This window comes from Nesterenkonia sandarakina (genome assembly GCF_003003175.1).
Lineage (GTDB): Bacteria > Actinomycetota > Actinomycetes > Actinomycetales > Micrococcaceae > Nesterenkonia > Nesterenkonia sandarakina_A.
Map to the genome: position 1 here is coordinate 1 of NZ_PVTY01000019.1, position 15,959 is coordinate 15,959.

Annotated in this window: 16 protein-coding genes; 8 read left to right on the forward strand and 8 right to left on the reverse strand. The window is 67.3% G+C overall.

Annotated elements, in window-relative coordinates; all coding sequences use genetic code 11:
- The 3 genes from BCL67_RS13155 to BCL67_RS13165 form a co-directional block, all read left to right on the forward strand.
- Nucleotides 1-355: transposase (locus BCL67_RS13155; RefSeq protein ID WP_181256018.1), on the forward strand; the 355-nt coding region annotated here is incomplete at its 5' end.
- Nucleotides 356-617: 262 nt separating this feature from the next.
- Nucleotides 618-1,070 (forward strand): hypothetical protein, encoded by a 453-nt coding sequence (locus tag BCL67_RS13160; RefSeq protein WP_106123889.1) that lies wholly within the window; start codon nucleotides 618-620, stop codon nucleotides 1,068-1,070.
- Between the two features lie 876 nt (nucleotides 1,071-1,946).
- A complete protein-coding gene (locus BCL67_RS13165; protein WP_146131170.1) occupies nucleotides 1,947-2,828 on the forward strand; it encodes a DUF4190 domain-containing protein in 882 nt (293 codons plus the stop codon).
- 288 nt (nucleotides 2,829-3,116) lie between these two features.
- Here the strand turns inward: BCL67_RS13165 and BCL67_RS13170 are convergent, their stop codons facing one another.
- Complete coding sequence (locus tag BCL67_RS13170; RefSeq protein ID WP_106123891.1) at nucleotides 3,117-4,760, reverse strand: ABC transporter substrate-binding protein; 1,644 nt, start codon at nucleotides 4,758-4,760, stop codon at nucleotides 3,117-3,119.
- A gap of 273 nt (nucleotides 4,761-5,033) precedes the next feature.
- Here BCL67_RS13170 and BCL67_RS13175 point away from each other — a divergent pair, with 273 nt between their 5' ends.
- From BCL67_RS13175 to BCL67_RS13190, 5 genes are all read left to right on the forward strand, one after another.
- Nucleotides 5,034-6,206 (forward strand): ATP-binding cassette domain-containing protein, encoded by a 1,173-nt coding sequence (locus BCL67_RS13175; RefSeq protein WP_106123892.1) that lies wholly within the window; start codon nucleotides 5,034-5,036, stop codon nucleotides 6,204-6,206.
- Complete coding sequence (locus BCL67_RS15655) at nucleotides 6,146-6,619, forward strand: ABC transporter permease (protein ID WP_219886519.1); 474 nt, start codon at nucleotides 6,146-6,148, stop codon at nucleotides 6,617-6,619. Before BCL67_RS13175 ends, BCL67_RS15655 begins: the two co-directional genes overlap by 61 nt.
- Entirely contained in the window at nucleotides 6,616-6,876 is a 261-nt protein-coding gene (locus tag BCL67_RS15660) for a hypothetical protein (protein ID WP_219886521.1), read from the forward strand. The genes BCL67_RS15655 and BCL67_RS15660 overlap by 4 nt, the downstream gene beginning before the upstream one ends.
- A 151-nt stretch (nucleotides 6,877-7,027) precedes the next feature.
- Nucleotides 7,028-7,450, forward strand: coding sequence for an acyl-CoA thioesterase (locus tag BCL67_RS13185; protein ID WP_258175075.1), 423 nt, complete (start codon nucleotides 7,028-7,030; stop codon nucleotides 7,448-7,450).
- Between the two features lie 129 nt (nucleotides 7,451-7,579).
- Nucleotides 7,580-8,902 (forward strand): serine hydrolase, encoded by a 1,323-nt coding sequence (locus BCL67_RS13190; protein ID WP_146131171.1) that lies wholly within the window; start codon nucleotides 7,580-7,582, stop codon nucleotides 8,900-8,902.
- 69 nt (nucleotides 8,903-8,971) lie between these two features.
- Here the strand turns inward: BCL67_RS13190 and der are convergent, their stop codons facing one another.
- Genes der through BCL67_RS13225 form a run of 7 tightly spaced genes read right to left on the reverse strand, consistent with a single transcriptional unit; the run spans nucleotide 8,972 to nucleotide 15,796 of the window.
- Nucleotides 8,972-10,513 (reverse strand): ribosome biogenesis GTPase Der, encoded by a 1,542-nt coding sequence (gene der, locus BCL67_RS13195; protein WP_106123894.1) that lies wholly within the window; start codon nucleotides 10,511-10,513, stop codon nucleotides 8,972-8,974.
- Nucleotides 10,503-11,234: a (d)CMP kinase gene (cmk, locus tag BCL67_RS13200; RefSeq protein WP_106123895.1), complete on the reverse strand. Its 732-nt coding sequence runs from the start codon at nucleotides 11,232-11,234 to the stop codon at nucleotides 10,503-10,505. Before cmk ends, der begins: the two co-directional genes overlap by 11 nt.
- Nucleotides 11,213-12,379 carry a prephenate dehydrogenase gene (locus BCL67_RS13205; protein WP_106123896.1) on the reverse strand — a complete coding sequence of 389 codons (1,167 nt, stop codon included), beginning with the start codon at nucleotides 12,377-12,379 and terminating at the stop codon, nucleotides 11,213-11,215. Before BCL67_RS13205 ends, cmk begins: the two co-directional genes overlap by 22 nt.
- Entirely contained in the window at nucleotides 12,376-13,401 is a 1,026-nt protein-coding gene (locus tag BCL67_RS13210) for a pseudouridine synthase (RefSeq protein WP_258175073.1), read from the reverse strand. The genes BCL67_RS13205 and BCL67_RS13210 overlap by 4 nt, the downstream gene beginning before the upstream one ends.
- Nucleotides 13,402-13,441: 40 nt before the next feature.
- Nucleotides 13,442-14,017 carry an SMC-Scp complex subunit ScpB gene (gene scpB, locus BCL67_RS13215; protein ID WP_106123898.1) on the reverse strand — a complete coding sequence of 192 codons (576 nt, stop codon included), beginning with the start codon at nucleotides 14,015-14,017 and terminating at the stop codon, nucleotides 13,442-13,444.
- Nucleotides 14,010-14,960: a segregation and condensation protein A gene (locus BCL67_RS13220; protein WP_258175074.1), complete on the reverse strand. Its 951-nt coding sequence runs from the start codon at nucleotides 14,958-14,960 to the stop codon at nucleotides 14,010-14,012. Before BCL67_RS13220 ends, scpB begins: the two co-directional genes overlap by 8 nt.
- Nucleotides 14,960-15,796 (reverse strand): ParA family protein, encoded by an 837-nt coding sequence (locus BCL67_RS13225; RefSeq protein WP_258175078.1) that lies wholly within the window; start codon nucleotides 15,794-15,796, stop codon nucleotides 14,960-14,962. The genes BCL67_RS13220 and BCL67_RS13225 overlap by 1 nt, the downstream gene beginning before the upstream one ends.
- Between the last annotated feature and the right edge of the window lie 163 nt (nucleotides 15,797-15,959).

Consider the following 15,959-nt stretch of genomic DNA (forward strand, 5'->3'; position numbering starts at 1 on the left):
GCTGGACTACGTCGAGAACAAGCTCCCCGACGCCCACGAGCATCTCGACACCGCCCGAGCGGAGATCCTTGCGTTCACCAGCTTCCCGGAAGGACTCTGGTCACAGGTCTGGTCCAACAACCCCAACGAGAGGCTCAACCGCGAGATCCGTCGCCGCACAGACAGCGTCGGCATCTTCCCCAACCGAGAGGCGATCATCCGTCTCGTCGGTGCTGTCCTGGCGGAACAGACTGACGAATGGGCAGAGGGCCGCCGCTACCTCGGCCTCGAGATCCTCGCGAAGAGCCGCCTGAGTCTCGTGCCCGATGCGGATAAGGAGGTGGAGGCCGACGCCGCCCTGGAACTCAGCGCTTGATTGATCACGATGAAGGACACCGCGCTACACCACTACCCGGGACTTGACCGCACGCTCTCGATCGGATGGAGATGGTCACGGTTCCATGCCGGCGCGAGCCCTAGGCCCGTGTGGAGCTCCCCGCCCTGATCACCTGGGATGACGAAGCGCATGAGTGCCGGCCGAATGGGTTGCCTGGATGCGGCGGGAGGCATTCCGGTGGCAAGACGCGGATGACTGGTCTAAACGATCCGCATACTAGAGCCACTGCTACCGTCGTGAGATGGCAGAAACCCAGAACGGCCAATCAGCAGAGCATCTGACCATTCCCTCCGACAGCACTATCGAAGGACTGTTCCAGGACGGAGTCACGGTCGAAAACGGCGTCCGTGCCGAAATCACTGGCGGGATAGTTGGGCTCATTGCCCTCCGTGAAGGGTCACGATTGACCATCCATGGACAAGCCGTGGGTCAGCTCCAGATCGACGTCGGTGCCGAACTGACTCTCGTCGGGCTGTACGCGGGCACACTCGCACAGTCGTTCGACGGGGCGCTATTCGCGTCGCAAGGCAGCACCATCAACCGAAGGGTGTTGCTCGACGGACGTTTTGAGGAACAGCAGTCCGGGGTGGAGGTCCTCACGGACAGCACGCGGCTGTTCCGCCTCACCCGTGCTGACGGATCCCTAGCTACTGAGGAGTTCGCGATTCGGACAAGCCGCCTCAAATTCGAGTGATGGAGGGGCTGACTCACTGAGAAAATGTCAGTTCGCGAAGATAGGCTCCACCTGATGACGAAGAAACACTCCGTGGAAGAAGTCTCTCAAGCCATCGAGGTCCGTTGCCCAAGTGCCTCCGTAGATTTTGGAGGACGAGAAGGACACTCCTACCTCAGAGTGAGCTACGGAGACGTCTTTTACGACATCAACGAACGCTGTTTAGTTCCTGGAAAGACTCCTACGACCTGGTCCGGCATAGGGTGGACCGACGACAATGACGACATTGTCTGCCCAGGCGAGGAGTTTCCCCTTGTGGGACCCCCCAAGAATCTAGACCCACAGTCGTTCTCAGACCTTCGCTCCGCAGCTGAGGCCGCAATTGCTCACCTCCATGCGTCGCAAGGCTGACTAGCGTCGACCGTGAATCGACATCGGGGCGCCAGCCGTCAGTCTCCGGCAAACTTTTGCGCTTGATGCTCTCCTGTCACGACCGTAACGTTCTAAGGCGCATTGAGGGCCTGCCAATGGGATGAGTCAAAGCCTCAGACTGTTCATGCCAGGGTCCGCAGCTGGACCTCGATCCGGGGGCTGATCCTCTGCTCTGAACATACAGAATTCACGAAGTTCCTACTCCTCGGAACGCTGGACAGAACAGGCTCCTAAGCAGAAGACATTCATCCTGGGTCACGAATTCGCCCACCCCTACTACGGTAATGGCGACTACCTGCCAAGATGGGAACGTGACGCCGATGTCATGGCAGCAACACTGCTCATCCGCCTGGCGTATTGGCAGAATGCAATCCAGATCCACAGCACCGTTGCGGCGGTCGCACATGAGCTGGATGTACACCCGCACGTGTTGCGGGTCTATCACTCACTTCTAGATGGGACGCTATGAGCCAGGAGAACTACACCCAGTACGACTACCCGCCGCCCGGATATCAGGGCTGGCAGCAGTATCAAGAGCCCCCTCAACCTAAGGGCCTCGGCATCGCCGCAATGATAGTCGGGATCGTGGCGCTCGTTCTGAGTTTCATTCCGCTCCTTGGTCTCATCAGCTTCGTACTGGGACCGCTGGCGCTGATCCTGGGCATCTTCGGCCTCGTCAAGAACAACGGCAAACCCCAAGCCATCACTGGGATCATCACCGGCGCCCTGAGCTTCATCGTGGTCTTGATCGGGACACTGATCTTCGGCGCCGCGGTCTCATCGATGGACGATAGCGGCCAGGCATCCATCGAGGACGCGACCGAGCTCGAGGCGGCGGAGGAGCAGGCGGAAGAGGCCGGGGAGGTCGCAGAGGCCCAGGAAGAGGAGGCCGAGCCCGTAGAAGCCCAGGTCGCCGGCGACCCGGGTTCGCGCACCAACCCCTACGAGGCCGGTGAAACCGTCTCCAACGATGAATGGGAAGTCACGATCAACGGCATCACACGTGATGCCGACGATGCGATCAATGCTGAGAACCAGTTCAGCGATCCGGCCCCTGAGGGGTCCAGCTACGCCCTCATCGACGTGACGATGACCTACCTCGGAGACGAGTCGGAGATGCCTGTCTTCGCTACTGACGTCGCTTACGTCACCGCCGGCGGCGAGACCCTCAGTGCCTACGAGACAGTTGCCATCGCCCCCGATGCTTTCGACTCCTTGCGCGAGCTCTACAACGGAGGGACCGAGCAGGGCAACATCGTCATTGCGATCCCCGACGAGGACGAAGGGACTCTACGCGTGCGGCTGGGATTCCTGGGTAGAGAGGACCACTTCTACGTGGCCGAGTGACACCGCCGGCAGGCTGTTACCTAAGGTAACGCCACCTCGAGACACGCCGGAATACACGGGATCACCTGGAGCGTATTCGACGACGGAATATTCAACCCTCCGCGACCCCTGTGTCCGCGTCGTTAAAGCGTTGCAGGGGCATCGGATCCCGACCAAAGTAGGTGGGTTCAAACCCCGCTAGTCCGACAGAACATTAGAGGGAAAGCCTCAAACCATCTGATGGTTTGAGGCTTTCCCTCTTTCTGTGCCAGCCCCGCTACGGGAGGCTAGCGCCGTGACCGCTCAGAGTCACTGCGCCCGCTCATGCGCCTCGTTCGCCAGGTCCACGAGCTGCTGCATGTTCAGGTTCTCCAGTTCGGAGACGTAGGCATCCCAGTCGTCGAAGGACCGCTGTCCCAGGATGAACTGAGCCGACGCCGTCTGCACGTGGTCGGTCAGCGTGGTCTGCAGCAGGCCTGCCTGCTCCAGCTCGAGATCGGTGAACGGATACGGCGGCGTCACCGGGAGCTCTTCCTTGTCGTGCATCTTCTCCTGCCACTCGACCACATGCGGCCGGAAGGTCGAGTGCACCAGCTCCGTGCTGGAGCCCACGGCGTGGAGGAACGGCTGGTTGGAGAAGCCGTAGTCGCGCACCAGGTGCTCCTCGGCCTCAGGGTTCAGGCTGTTGAGGTCGATGTTCGGATCCAGCTCGCGGGTGCCGTCCTCGGCGACGGTGTAGGTCTCGCCCTCCACGCCCCAGGTGGCGTACTCCAGGCCCTCGTCGGAGTAGTAGAGCCAGTCGATGAACTGCAGCTTGGCCAGGAAGTCGTCATCCTCGGCAATGGAGGAGGAGATGGCCAGTCCGCTGTCGAAGCGGGCCCCGCTGTGCACGAAGTCGCCGTCCTCACCGCCTGGGATCGGGATGAGCCGTGCCTCGGCACCTTCGGTGCCCAGCTCCTCGAACCCGCGGGTGTAGATCTGGGTGGACTCGTCGTTGCCCGCAATGGCCAGCGAGCTGCCGGAGGAGAACTTCTGCTCTGCGGTGCGGTCGTCCTGGGTCAGCGTCTCGGAGTCCATCAGCCCCTCCTCGAGGAGGCCGGCGAAGAACTCCAGGAGTTCCCGGTACTCATCCGAGGCTCCGGCGTAGATGAACTCCTCGGCGTCGTGGTCGAAGTAGATCCCGTCTCCGTAGCCCCAGCCGGCCACCGTGTCGAAGTTCGCCGAGGCGAAGTTCAAGGTGCTCTGCAGCTCCCACCGGTCCGAGTACGGGACCGAATCCGGGTACTCGTCCTTGACCTCGCGCAGCTGGTCGGCGAACTCCTCCCAGGTCGCTGGTTCTTCGAAGCCCATCTCGTCCCAGATGTCGCCGCGGACCACCAGCGAGAAGTGCTGGAAGGGGTCCTCCAGCAGACCCGGCAGGATGTAGGCGTTGCCGTCCTCCTGGTACAGAGCCTCGTAGTCCTCGCGCAGATCCCAGGCGTCGAGCTTCTCGGTGAAGTTCGGCATATGGTCCAGATAGTCGCTGACCGGAAGCAGCGCACCACCGGAGATATACGGAACCTCCTGACCGGGATACGTCACCGGAACAATGTCTGGCATGTCCCCGGCACCGATGACCAGGGACCGGCGCTGCTCAAAATCACTCAGCGGCGCATCCACGATGGCCAGCGACACGTTGTGGTTCTCCTCCAGGTGATCGAAGAACATCCAGTCCTCATCCAACCCATGGTCCGGGTTGTTGCGGTAGAGCACCGAGAGCTCCAACGGCTCCGTCGCCACGAAGCTGTCTCCGACCCCGAAGTCCGCCATGGCCGCCAGGTCACGCTCCGCGGCGTCCCCACCCTCGTCCGCTTCAGCGTCACCCCCGCCGCAGCTCGTGACCAGCAGCGACCCTGCTGCGATCAGCCCCACCACACCAGAGCGGGACCACGGGTTTCGATTCTTTTCAGTCATAGTCTGCACGCTTCTTCCTCATACAGGCGATCCGATTTTGTATCTTGGTGATACAGCTCACACTCAATATAGGGTCATACCGTGCAACAATTTCAAGGAAAACTTTGAACGAGATGATCAGAACCGCTGGTGACCGCTCCGTGAGCGGCAGGTCCGAGGAGGCTTGCCGTGCTTTCGCCGACGCTTCTATCCTGAGTCCACTCAGAGTGCAGGTGCCGGGCACAGACGTTCGACAGCCCGCCCCGTCCCCCTTCGCATCCCCAGGGAGCAGGCATGTCGTCGAGCCTGACCGCCATCAGAGCAGAAGGTGTGGAACGTCGGTTCGGTGACCTGCGCGCCGTCGACGGTGTGAGCCTGGAGGTCCAGGCAGGTGAGATCTATGGGTTCCTCGGCCCCAACGGGGCCGGGAAGTCGACGCTCACCCGTATCCTGTGCACCCTGCTCACCCCCTCCGCCGGCCGCGCGACCGTGGCAGGGTACGACGTCGCCACCCAGCCTGGGGAGGTGCGGCTGCGCGCCGGAGTCGCCCTGCAGGAGGCCGCCCTCGACGACAAGCAGACCGGATCCGAGATGCTCACCCTGCAGGGCCGGTTCTACGGCCTCTCCGCCAAGACCACCAAGGCCCGCGTGGACCAGCTGACCAGTCTGGTGGACATCGGCTCCGCGCTGGATCGCCGCATCGGCACCTACTCCGGCGGGATGAAGCGTCGCCTGGATCTCGCACTGGCCCTGGTCCACGATCCCGAGGTCCTCTTCCTCGATGAGCCCACCACCGGGCTTGATCCGGTCAGCCGCGCCAAGGTCTGGCAGGAGGTTCGGCGGCTGAACCAGGAGCTCGGGATGACGGTCTTCCTCACCACCCAGTACCTGGAGGAGGCCGACGAGCTGGCCGACCGGGTCGGCATCATCAACAAGGGCCGCCTGGTCGCCGAAGGCTCCCCCGCGCAGCTCAAGCGCACCATCGGCACCGACGTCGTGATCGTCACGCTCACCGGGGATGTCGGCAGCGCCGGCCGGGCCCTGGAATCGCTGGAGCTGGTGGAACGCGTCGAGATCAATGGGCCAACCGTGACCCTGAGCGTCTCCGACGGACCATCCGCGATCAGCCCGATCGCCGTCGCCCTGGCCCAGGTCCCCCAGGCCCAGGTCGTCGAGCTGTCCCTGCGCCGGCCCTCCCTCGATGACGTGTTCCTCTCCGTGACCGGTGAACACATCACCGACTCCGACCCCTTCGTGGCCGGCGCATCCGGCCCGCAGCACCCCCAGCGTCACCAGGAGACCCAGAGCCACCAGGAGCCCCAGCGAACTCCTCCACCACGACCGCCGCTCCCCCGACCACCAGGATCGAGCCCAAGAGCGCAGGATTCCTCCGCGACCTGGCCTCCGTGGCCACCCGCGCCCTGCGCGCCATCCCCCGGGACCCCGCTGCCGTCATCCCCGCCCTGATCGTCCCGCTCTTCTTCTTCGTGGTGAACATCGGCGCCCTGGAATCGGTGGCCGAGGGCATCGGAGTCGCCGACTTCCGCGCCTTCCAGCTTCCGGTGGCCATCGTCTTCGCCGTCACCGGGGTCTCCCGGGCCAGCGACCTGGTCACCGATATCAGCAGCGGCTATTTCGACCGGCTGCTGCTCACCCCGATGCGCCGCTCCGCCCTGCTGCTGGGACTGATGGTCGCCGACCTCGTGCTGGTGATGGCGCTGTGCGTGCCGGTGCTGATCCTGGGCTTCTTCGTCGGAGTCGAGTTCGCCACCGGCCTCTCGGGCGTCCTCGCCTTCCTGCTCGTCGGAGGGCTCTGGGGCTCGCGTTCACCGGCTTCCCGTATGCCATCGCGCTGCGCACCGGAAGCCCGGCGGCGGTGAACGCCTCCTTCCTGCTGTTCTTCCCCTTCGCCTTCCTGACCACCTCGTTTCTCCCGCAGGAGGCGCTGACCGGGTGGCTCGCGGCCATCGCGGACTACAACCCGATCACCCATCTGCTGGCCGCGCTGCGCTCCCTGCTCTCCGACGGCTGGGTCTGGGCTGACCTCTGGCCGGGGCTGCTCGCGATCGCCGTCGTCGGCGCCGTGAGCTTCACGCTGGCCTTCGGTGCGCTGCGCGGCCGGGTCTCCCGCGGATGACCCACTCCTCCCCCAGCCAGGAGACGCGCGAGCTAGGCTGGCCTGCATGACCGAGCGGCTCCTCCACACCAGCGACAGCAGCGAGACCACCGAGGTCGACGCAGCTGCCAGTCCGCGGCTGAGCACCCGGGTGCCGCTGCGCTGGGGTGACATGGACGCCTACGGGCACATCAACAATGTCGAGGTGCTGCGCCTGCTCGAGGAGGCCCGCATCCGCGCCTTCGGGTCGCCGGCCCATACCGGCAGCCCGGTCGGGGAGCCGCTCGCTCCGCTGTTCAACGAGCTCCCCCGCGACGCCCAGGCGCTCGTCGTCGAACATCGGGTGCGCTACCTGGCGAGCCTGGAGTATCGGGATGTGCCGGCACAGGTCGATGTCTGGGTGACCCAGCTCAAAGGCGCGGGCCTGACTCTGGCCTATGAGCTCCGCGACGGTGTCGACGGCACGCGCTGCGTGATCGCCGAGACGCAGCTGGCCTTCTTCGACACCGCGTCGAATCGGCTGCTGCGCCTCACCCAGCATCAGCGTGACCAGGCCGCCGCGCACCGGGCGGAATCCCCCTTCCGCACCCGCTGAGCTGCGCTCCTGACAGACCCGCTTCACTCCCCTGGATGCCCAGACGCCTGGGACAGGATGTTCAACCGTGACCTGGCCCTACCACGGAAATCCCAGATCAGATGACGAAGCGTGGATACGATCGATCTCATGCTTCCCCGCGAAAACCTTCCCCCTCGCGGCCAGGACGGCACACCCGCTCGGCGCACCTACGCGTACCGCACCCTCGGGCTTGCCACTGCCGCACTTCTGATGACCGCCTGCAGCCCTGCGGTGTTCCACCCCGCTGCTGTGCAGCAGAGCGCATCCCAGGCTGCCCCGGCCTTCGCGCCGGATGACGCGGCGGCCGCTGAGGAACAGCCGGCAGCGGACCAGGAAGCCTTCACCCAGGCACCCGCGCCGAGCACCACCGACGACGACGACGACGCGGTCGCCCCGCTGCCTGCGCTCGCCGCCGAGGTGAAGAGCGCGCGGGAGATCCAGCGCGAGGCGGTGGCCGATGGTGCCTCCGCCCTGGAAGCCGCGCACCAGGAGCATCTGGCTGAGCTCGCCGCCGAGGAGGAGCGACTCGAGCGGGAGCAGGCCGAGGCAGAGGCAGAGATCGAGCGGCAGCGACTCGAGGACCAGGCGGCCGAAGCGGCCGCCCGGGAAGAGCGTGCGGCGGCCGAAGGGGACGAGGCCGAAAAGCGCGAGGACGAGGCGGTTTCTGAGGCACCCGTGGAACAAGACACCCCGGCCGAGCCGACCCCGGAGGCGCCCGAGCAGGCTGCGCCCGAGACCTCCACCGACGCCCCGGTCTTCACCGGTGATCTCGACGACTACCTGGAGGAGCTGGCCGCCTTCCATCCCGGTGACATCTCGATCAGCGTCGCCGAGCTCGGCGGCCAGGGCCGCACCGGTTCCACCGCGGGCGGCGAATCCCGGGTCAGCGCCAGCACCTATAAGGTCTTCGTGGCCTACGGGATTCTCAGCCGGGTCGAGTCCGGAGAGATGGACTGGGACGACCCGATCGACGGCGGACGCGATCGCGCGACCTGCCTGGCCGACATGATATCGGTCAGCGACAACCCCTGCGCGGACTTCTTCCGCGACGAGATCGGCTGGGAAGGGCTGCGCGACATCGCCGCGGAGACCGGCGGTCCCGCCACGGACTTCATCCCGGCCTACGCACGCACCTCGGCCAACGACCTCACCGGGTTCATGACCAAGCTGGAGTCCGGCTCGCTGGATATCAGCGCCGTGGGGCGCTCACGCCTGCTCGGCGCGCTGGAGTCCAACATCTTCCGCGAGGGCATCGGCGCCGGAAGCGCCGGATCGGTGCTGAACAAAGTCGGTTTCGTCGACGGCTACCTCAACGACACCGCCATCGTCCGGCACCCGCAGGGCACCTACGTGCTGACCATCATGTCCGAGGGCTCGGACTGGAACGCGATCAGCACCATCAGCAGAGACGTCGAGGCCGCCCTGTACTGATCAGCTCCGCCCGCCAGCGGGTGAGCTCGATCTGCACAGGACGGCCTCGAGCCGCCGAATCTCGGCGACCTACTTGCGCTTGCGCTTCTCGCGCACGCGCATCGAGACCTCGATCGGTGACCCGGTGAAGTCGAAGGTCTCACGCAGCCGGCGGGTGATGTAGCGCCGGTAGCCCGGATCCAGGAACCCGGTGGTGAAGAGCACGAAGCGCGGGGGCTTCGTCGAGGGCTGGGTGGCGAAGAGGATCCTGGGCTGCTTGCCGCCGCGGACCGGGTGCGGGTGGGCCGCGACCAGTTCCCCGAGGAAGGCGTTGAGCCGACCGGTGGAGATGCGTCGTCCCCAGCTGGTCAGCGCGGTGTCCAGGGCCGGGGCGAGCTTGTCCTTGTGCCAGCCGGTCAGCGCGGAGATGTTGACCCGTGGGGCCCAGGCGATGTGCGCCAGGTCCCGGGTGACTTCGCGCTCGAGGTAGTAGCGGCGCTCCTCATCCATCAGGTCCCATTTGTTGTAGGCCACCACCAGGGCGCGGCCGGAGTCCACCGCCATCTGGATGATCCGCACGTCCTGCTCGGAGACGGGCTCCTCCACCGAGAGCAGCACCACCGCGACCTCGGCCTTGTCCAGGGCGCGCTGGGTGCGCAGCATCGCATAGTACTCGGAGCCCGAGGCCATGTGCTGACGACGCCGGATGCCGGCGGTGTCCACGAAGCGCCAGGTCTGGCCGCCGAGTTCGATGAACTCATCGACCGGGTCCATGGTGGTGCCGGCCACGGAGTCCACGACCACGCGCTCGGAGCCGGCCAGCTTGTTCAGCAGCGAGGACTTGCCCACATTGGGCCGTCCGACCAGCGCCACGCGGCGCGGACCGCCGGTGGGGATCATCCCGCCGTGCTCGGCGAACTCGGGCATCGCCTTCACGGCGGCGTCGAGCAGGTCACCGGTGCCGGTGCCGTGCAGCGCCGAGACCGGGTAGGGCTCGCCGAGTCCGAGGTTCCAGAGGCCGTAGACCTCGCTCATGTGGGAGGGTGCGTCGACCTTGTTGGCCACCAGCAGCACCGGCTTCTTCTTGCGGCGCAGCATCCGCACCACGGCCTCGTCAACGGCGGTGGCGCCGACGAGTCCGTCGACGACGAAGATCACGACGTCGGCCTCGTCCACGGCCATCTCGGCCTGTTCGGCGACGCGCTTGTGCATGCCGCGGGCGTCCTGCTCCCAGCCGCCGGTGTCGACCAGGGTGAAGTCCTTGCCGTTCCACTCCGCGTCATAGGAGACGCGGTCGCGGGTCACGCCCGGCACGTCTTCGACCACGGCTTCCTTGGAGCGGGTGATCCGGTTGACCAGCGTGGACTTGCCGACGTTGGGGCGTCCGATCACGGCCAGGGCCGGCGGGGCGGCGACATAGGGCTCGTAGTCCTCGTCGTCCTCGTCGAACTCCAGGACCGCGGCGTCTTCCTCGGCCAGCTCGTAGTCGGAGAGTCCGGCGCGCAGCGCGGCGGCGCGGGCCTCGGCCTCCTCCTCGGTGATCGACGCCAGCCGTTCGGCCAGTCGGTCGTCCTCCACGGCCGGAATGTATTCCGGGGAGTCGGAGGAATTGTTCTCAGCGTTATTCGCCACGGGATGCTCCTGCAGATGGGATCGAGAGTGGTTCGGCGGAGGCCTGTTCCACGCGCTGGATCAGCGCGTCGATGGTCTCCTGAAAGGTCAGGTCCGAGGAGTCCAGCACGGCGACGCCGTCGGCTGCCTCGGTGAAGTTCGATGCGGTGGAGTCGCGAGTGTCCCGGTCGATCACCTGGCGGCGCAGCGCCTCGGCGGACTCGGTGCCGCCCAGCTGCAGGCCGCGGCGGCGCAGCCGGGCCTCCGCGGAGGCGGTGAGCAGCACGCGCACCTGCGCGTCGGGGGCCACCACCGTGGTGATGTCGCGGCCCTCGGCCACGATGAATCCGGAGTCGTCGATGATCCGGCGCTGGGCGGCGATCAGCAGCGCCCGGGCGGGACGGTTGGTGGCGATTTCCGAGACCCGCTCGGAGATCCGGGGCTCACGGATGGCGGCGGTGACGTCGCTCTGTCCCACGGTGATGATCTGGTGCTCCGGGTCGGTGGAGATCGTCAGCGGGATCTCTTCGACGGCGACGGCTACGGCCTGTTCGTCGTCGAGGTCCACCCCCTGGGCGAGGCAGTACCAGGTCGCGGCGCGGTACATCGCCCCGGTGTCCAGGTAGGCGGCGCCGAGCTGGCTGGCCACGGCGCGGCAGACGCTGGACTTCCCGGACCCTGAGGGTCCGTCCACCGCGACGATCAGGCGCTGTCCTTGACTCACGAGAGCACTACCTTCCATCCAAGTTCAGTCATGGCATCGGCGAGCTCGTCCCGCCGTCCGGGGAGCACGGAGAGCTCGACCATGCCGACCTGGTGGCCGGCGGAGTGCTCCATGCGGAGGTCCTCGACGTTGACCCCGATGGTGGCCACGTCGTTGAGCACCGCGGCGATCTGGCCGGGCTTGTCGTCGACGATCACGGTGAGCACGGCGAAGGACTGCGGGGGTGCGCCGTGCTTGCCGGGCACCCGGGTGACCCCGGAGTTGCCCTCGGCGATCAGCTGGGCGATGTCGGCCTGCCCGCCCGGGGCCCGCGGGGCCTCCAGCGTGCTGATCAGCCGTTCCATGTCTTGGCGGAGTCCATAGAGGATCTCCACCACGGGCCGCGCGTTGGAGGAGAGGATCTGGACCCAGAGTCCGGGGTCGGAGGCGGCGATCCGGGTGACGTCGCGCAGCCCGTTGCCGGCCAGTGCCAGTGCGGAGACCGGTGCGTCCTGCAGCCGGGACGCCACCAGCGAGGCGGCGATCTGCGGCAGGTGCGAGATCAGCGCCACGGATTCGTCGTGCCGCACCGGGTCCATCTGGTGCACGGTGGCGCCGAGCCGGCGTCCGAGCTCCTCGGCCCATTCCACGGCCTGAGGTGCGGAGAGCTGCTCGCCGGTGGCGGGGTCCACGGCGGGGCAGATGACCCAGGGCATGGAGGTGAAGAGTTCACCGCGGGCGGCGACGGGGCCAGACTTCTCGCGCCCGGCCATCGGGTGGGTGCCCACGTAGCGGCTCAGATCGGTGCGGGTGAGCGCGGCGTCGTCGTCCTGGGTGAGGTGCAGCAGCGTTGCGAGGATCTCGGCCTTGGTGGAGGCGATGTCGAGCACGACGGCCTCCGGAAATCGCACCAGCGCGGCGGCGACCTCGGCGGCGGTCGCCTCCGGGGGTGCGGCGACGACGACGATCTCCGGGGCGGTCTCGGCAGCGGCCCGCTCGAGGATGGTGCCCGCACCGATGTCGGCGGCGATCGCCTGCGCGGTGGCGGAGGGGTCCGAGAGCAGCACCTGGTGGCCGTCGGCGCGCAGGCCGAGCCCGATGCTGGTGCCGAGCAGTCCGGTGCCGCGGATCAGCACGGTGGGGGTCTGGCGCACGCTGGCAGGCGTGGCGGTGAGCAGGTTCATCGCGCGCCGGCCTCGCTGCTTGCGTCAGGGCTCGCGGCGGCGTCGTCGCTGTCTGAAGCGGTGGGCGCGGCGGGGCTCGCGGCGTCGTCGCTGCTGGTCAGGTCGAGCAGGTGGCCCAGCTCGAGCCGGCCGAGTGGGCGCACGGTCCCCTGCTGCTGATCTCCGATGGTGATCTCGCCCAGGGCGGTGCGCACCAGGCGCAGCACCGGGTGTCCGACGTGGTCGAAGATCCGGCGCACGATCCGGTTGCGTCCCGAGTGCAGGGTCACCTGGATCATGGTGCGCCGGCCGTCGCTGCCCAGCTGCCGGTAGTCGTCCACCGCGATGGGCCCGTCCTCGAGCTCGATGCCGGCGCGCAGCTTCTTGCCGACCTCTTTATAGACCGGTCCGGCGACCTCGACCACGTAGGTCTTGGGGACCTCGTAGGAGGGGTGGGTGAGCTTGTTGGCCAGCTCGCCGTCGTTGGTGAGCAGCAGCAGGCCCTCGGTCTCGGCGTCGAGCCGACCGACGTGGAAGAGCCGGGCGGCCTTCATCTCCTCGGTGAGGTAGTCGTTGATGCAGGGCCGGCCGTGCGGATCGGACATGGTGGTGACCACGCCGGTGGGCTTGTTGAACATCACGTACTGGTGCTCGACGTTGAGCTGGATGCGCACGCCGTCCACGTGGATGGTGACGTCCTCGGGCTGGACCCGGATGCCGGGTTCGATGATGACCTTGCCGTTGACCGACACGCGGCCCTCGGAGATCAGTGCCTCGCAGACCCGCCGGGAGGCCACGCCGGCCTGGGCGAGGACCTTCTGCAGCCGCACGCCCTCGGGGTCGTGGACGGCGGCGAAGTTCTCCTCGGCCTCGTCCCGGCGGGGCTTGGCCCGGCTCGGACCGGTGGAGATCATCCGCTGGGGGTCCTCGGAGGAGAAGGGGCCCCCGGACTGACCGGCCTTCGGGGTGCGGGCTGCCGTGGCGGCGCGCGGCTCTCGCCGCTGCGCCTCGCGCGCGCGGCGGTCTGGGCCCGAAGAATTCATGGTCTCCATTCTATGGGGAGTGTCCAATCCACTTCGCCACTCAGCTCTCGGGGCCGAGCTCTCCTGCTGCTTCGATGCCGGGCAGGTGCGGGGAGAGCTGCGGAAGCTCCTGCACGGAGTTGATCCCGAGCCGTTCCAGCAGGTCCGCCGTGGTCACGTACAGCGTGGCTCCGGTGAGCGGTTCGGTGCCCGCGGTGTCGACCAGGCCGCGGGTGACCAGGGTGCGCACCACCCCGTCCACATTGACTCCGCGGATGGCGGCGACCTGGGAGCGGGCCACCGGCTGCCGGTAGGCGATCACGGCCAGGGTCTCCAGGGCGGCCTGGGAGAGCCGGGTGGTGGCGCCGCCCAGGACGAAGGCGGAGACCTGCTCGGCGTAGTCGGCGCGGGAGTAGTAGCGGTATCCCCCGGCGATCTCGCGCAGCTCATAGCCGCGCCGCCGGGACCCCTCGGTGATCCCGTCGATGTCCAGGCGGAGCGCATCGAGCACCGCGATGACCTGGTGTTCCGGGATCTCGAGCACCTGGGCCAGCTCCACCGCGGAGACCGGCTCCTCGGTGATCATCAGCACCGCCTCGGCGGCGGCGAGCAGGTCCTCGCTGATCGGCTCAGCCATGATCTGGGGTCTCCTTCGGGGCAGCAGCGGCCTGGGCGTCCGGGATGGCCGGGGGCTCGGCCCATTCGGCGGCGGCCCGGTCCAGCGCCGCGACCTCTCCGCTGGCGGGTCCGGACCAGATGACGCGCAGCTCCCCCAGCGGGGCGTCCTGCTCGAACGCCACGTCCCGGTCGCGGTAGAGCTCCAACAGGCCCAGGAACCGTACGACGACGACGAGCCGGCTCTCGGCCTCGCGGATGAGCTCGGTGAAGCTGGCCGCGCCGGCCTCGCGCAGGAGCGCGGTCATCACCGCCATCTCCGCGCGGATGTCCACGGCGTGGGAGTGCAGGTGCTCGAACCGGATGTGGTCCGGCTCCATGGCCGGGCGGGCGAAGGCGCGCTCGGCGATCGTCTTGAGATCCTCCGGGGTGGACTTGAAGACCAGCTCCGGGAGCAGCTGGGCGAGCTCGGGGTGGGTGCCGGGCTGGCGCGGGAAGCGGTCCGAGTGCGCCTGGATCTGCTCGGCCAGGTGCCCGGCGATGTGCTTGAACGCCCGGTACTGCAGCAGTCGGGCGAAGAGCAGGTCGCGGGCCTCGAGGGCGGCGATGTCCTCCTCGGACTCGACCTGCCCGCCGGGCAGCAGCTGGGCCGCCTTCAGGTCGAGCAGGGTGGCGGCGATCAGGATGAAGTTCGAGGATTCATCCAGCGCCTGATGGTGCGAGAGTCCGCGCACATAGCTGATGAACTCATCGGTGACCGCGGAGATCGCCACGGCGGTGACGTCCATCTCGCGCTTGGCGATCAGGCCCAGCAGCAGGTCGAAGGGTCCGTCGAAGTTCGCCAGCGAGACGGTGAATCCGGTCGCCGCGGGAGCATCGGGCCCAGCCTCGGCCGGGAAGCGCTCGGGGCGCCCGGCTGCTTCGGCATCGGTGAGCGCCGCGGCGCCTGCGCCCGGGTGCGCCACTAGGGCGAACCACCTCGGAGGATCAGTTCGCGGGCCAGCTGCCGGTAGGCCTTGGCGCCCTCGTGCTTATGCGCGTAGGCGGTGATCGGCTCCGCCGCGACGGTGGCGTCGGGGAACTTCACCGAGCGCTTGATCACGGTCTCGAAGACCTTGTCGCCGAAGGCCTCGACGATCCTGGCGATGACCTCTCGGGCATGCAGGGTGCGCAGGTCCACCATGGTGACCACGACGCCGTCGATCTCCAGGTCCGGATTCAGCCGGTCCTGGACCTTCTCGATGGTGTCCACCAGCAGCGCGACGGCGCGCAGCGCGAAGTACTCGGCCTCGAGCGGGATGACGACGCCGTGGGCGGCGGTCAGCGCGTTGACGGTGAGCAGGCCCAGCGAGGGCTGGCAGTCGATGATGATGACGTCGTAGTCGTTGCGGACCTGGCGCAGCGCGCGGTCCAGGACCTGTTCGCGGGCGACCTCGTTGACCAGCTGCACCTCGGCGGCGGAGAGGTCGATGTTCGCCGGCAGCAGGTCGATGTTCTCCACGTGGGTGGCGACGATGGCGTCGCGGGTCTTGACCTCGCGCTCCATGAGCACGTTGTACACGGTGGTCTCCAGCTCGTGCGGGCTGGTGCCGAATCCGGCGGAGAGCGCGCCCTGCGGGTCGAAGTCCACCATGAGCACCCGGCGGCCGTATTCGGCGAGCGCGGCGCCCAGGTTGATCGCGGAGGTGGTCTTGCCCACTCCGCCCTTCTGGTTGACCATGGCGATGACTCGCGCGGGTCCGTGGCTGCTCAGCGGGGCGGGCTCGGCGAACTCGTGCTTCGGCCGGCCCGTGGGACCCATGATCGCGTCGCCGTAGATGGTGAAGAGTTCCGTCGGCTGGTCTGCTTCCGACGCGTTCCCTTCCCGGTCAGGCGTCTCGCCCATCCGGGCACCCGGCTCGCTCACGTGAATCCTCAACTTCCTCCTGCGGACAACAACTTATCCAGGTTACCCCGTGTCATCC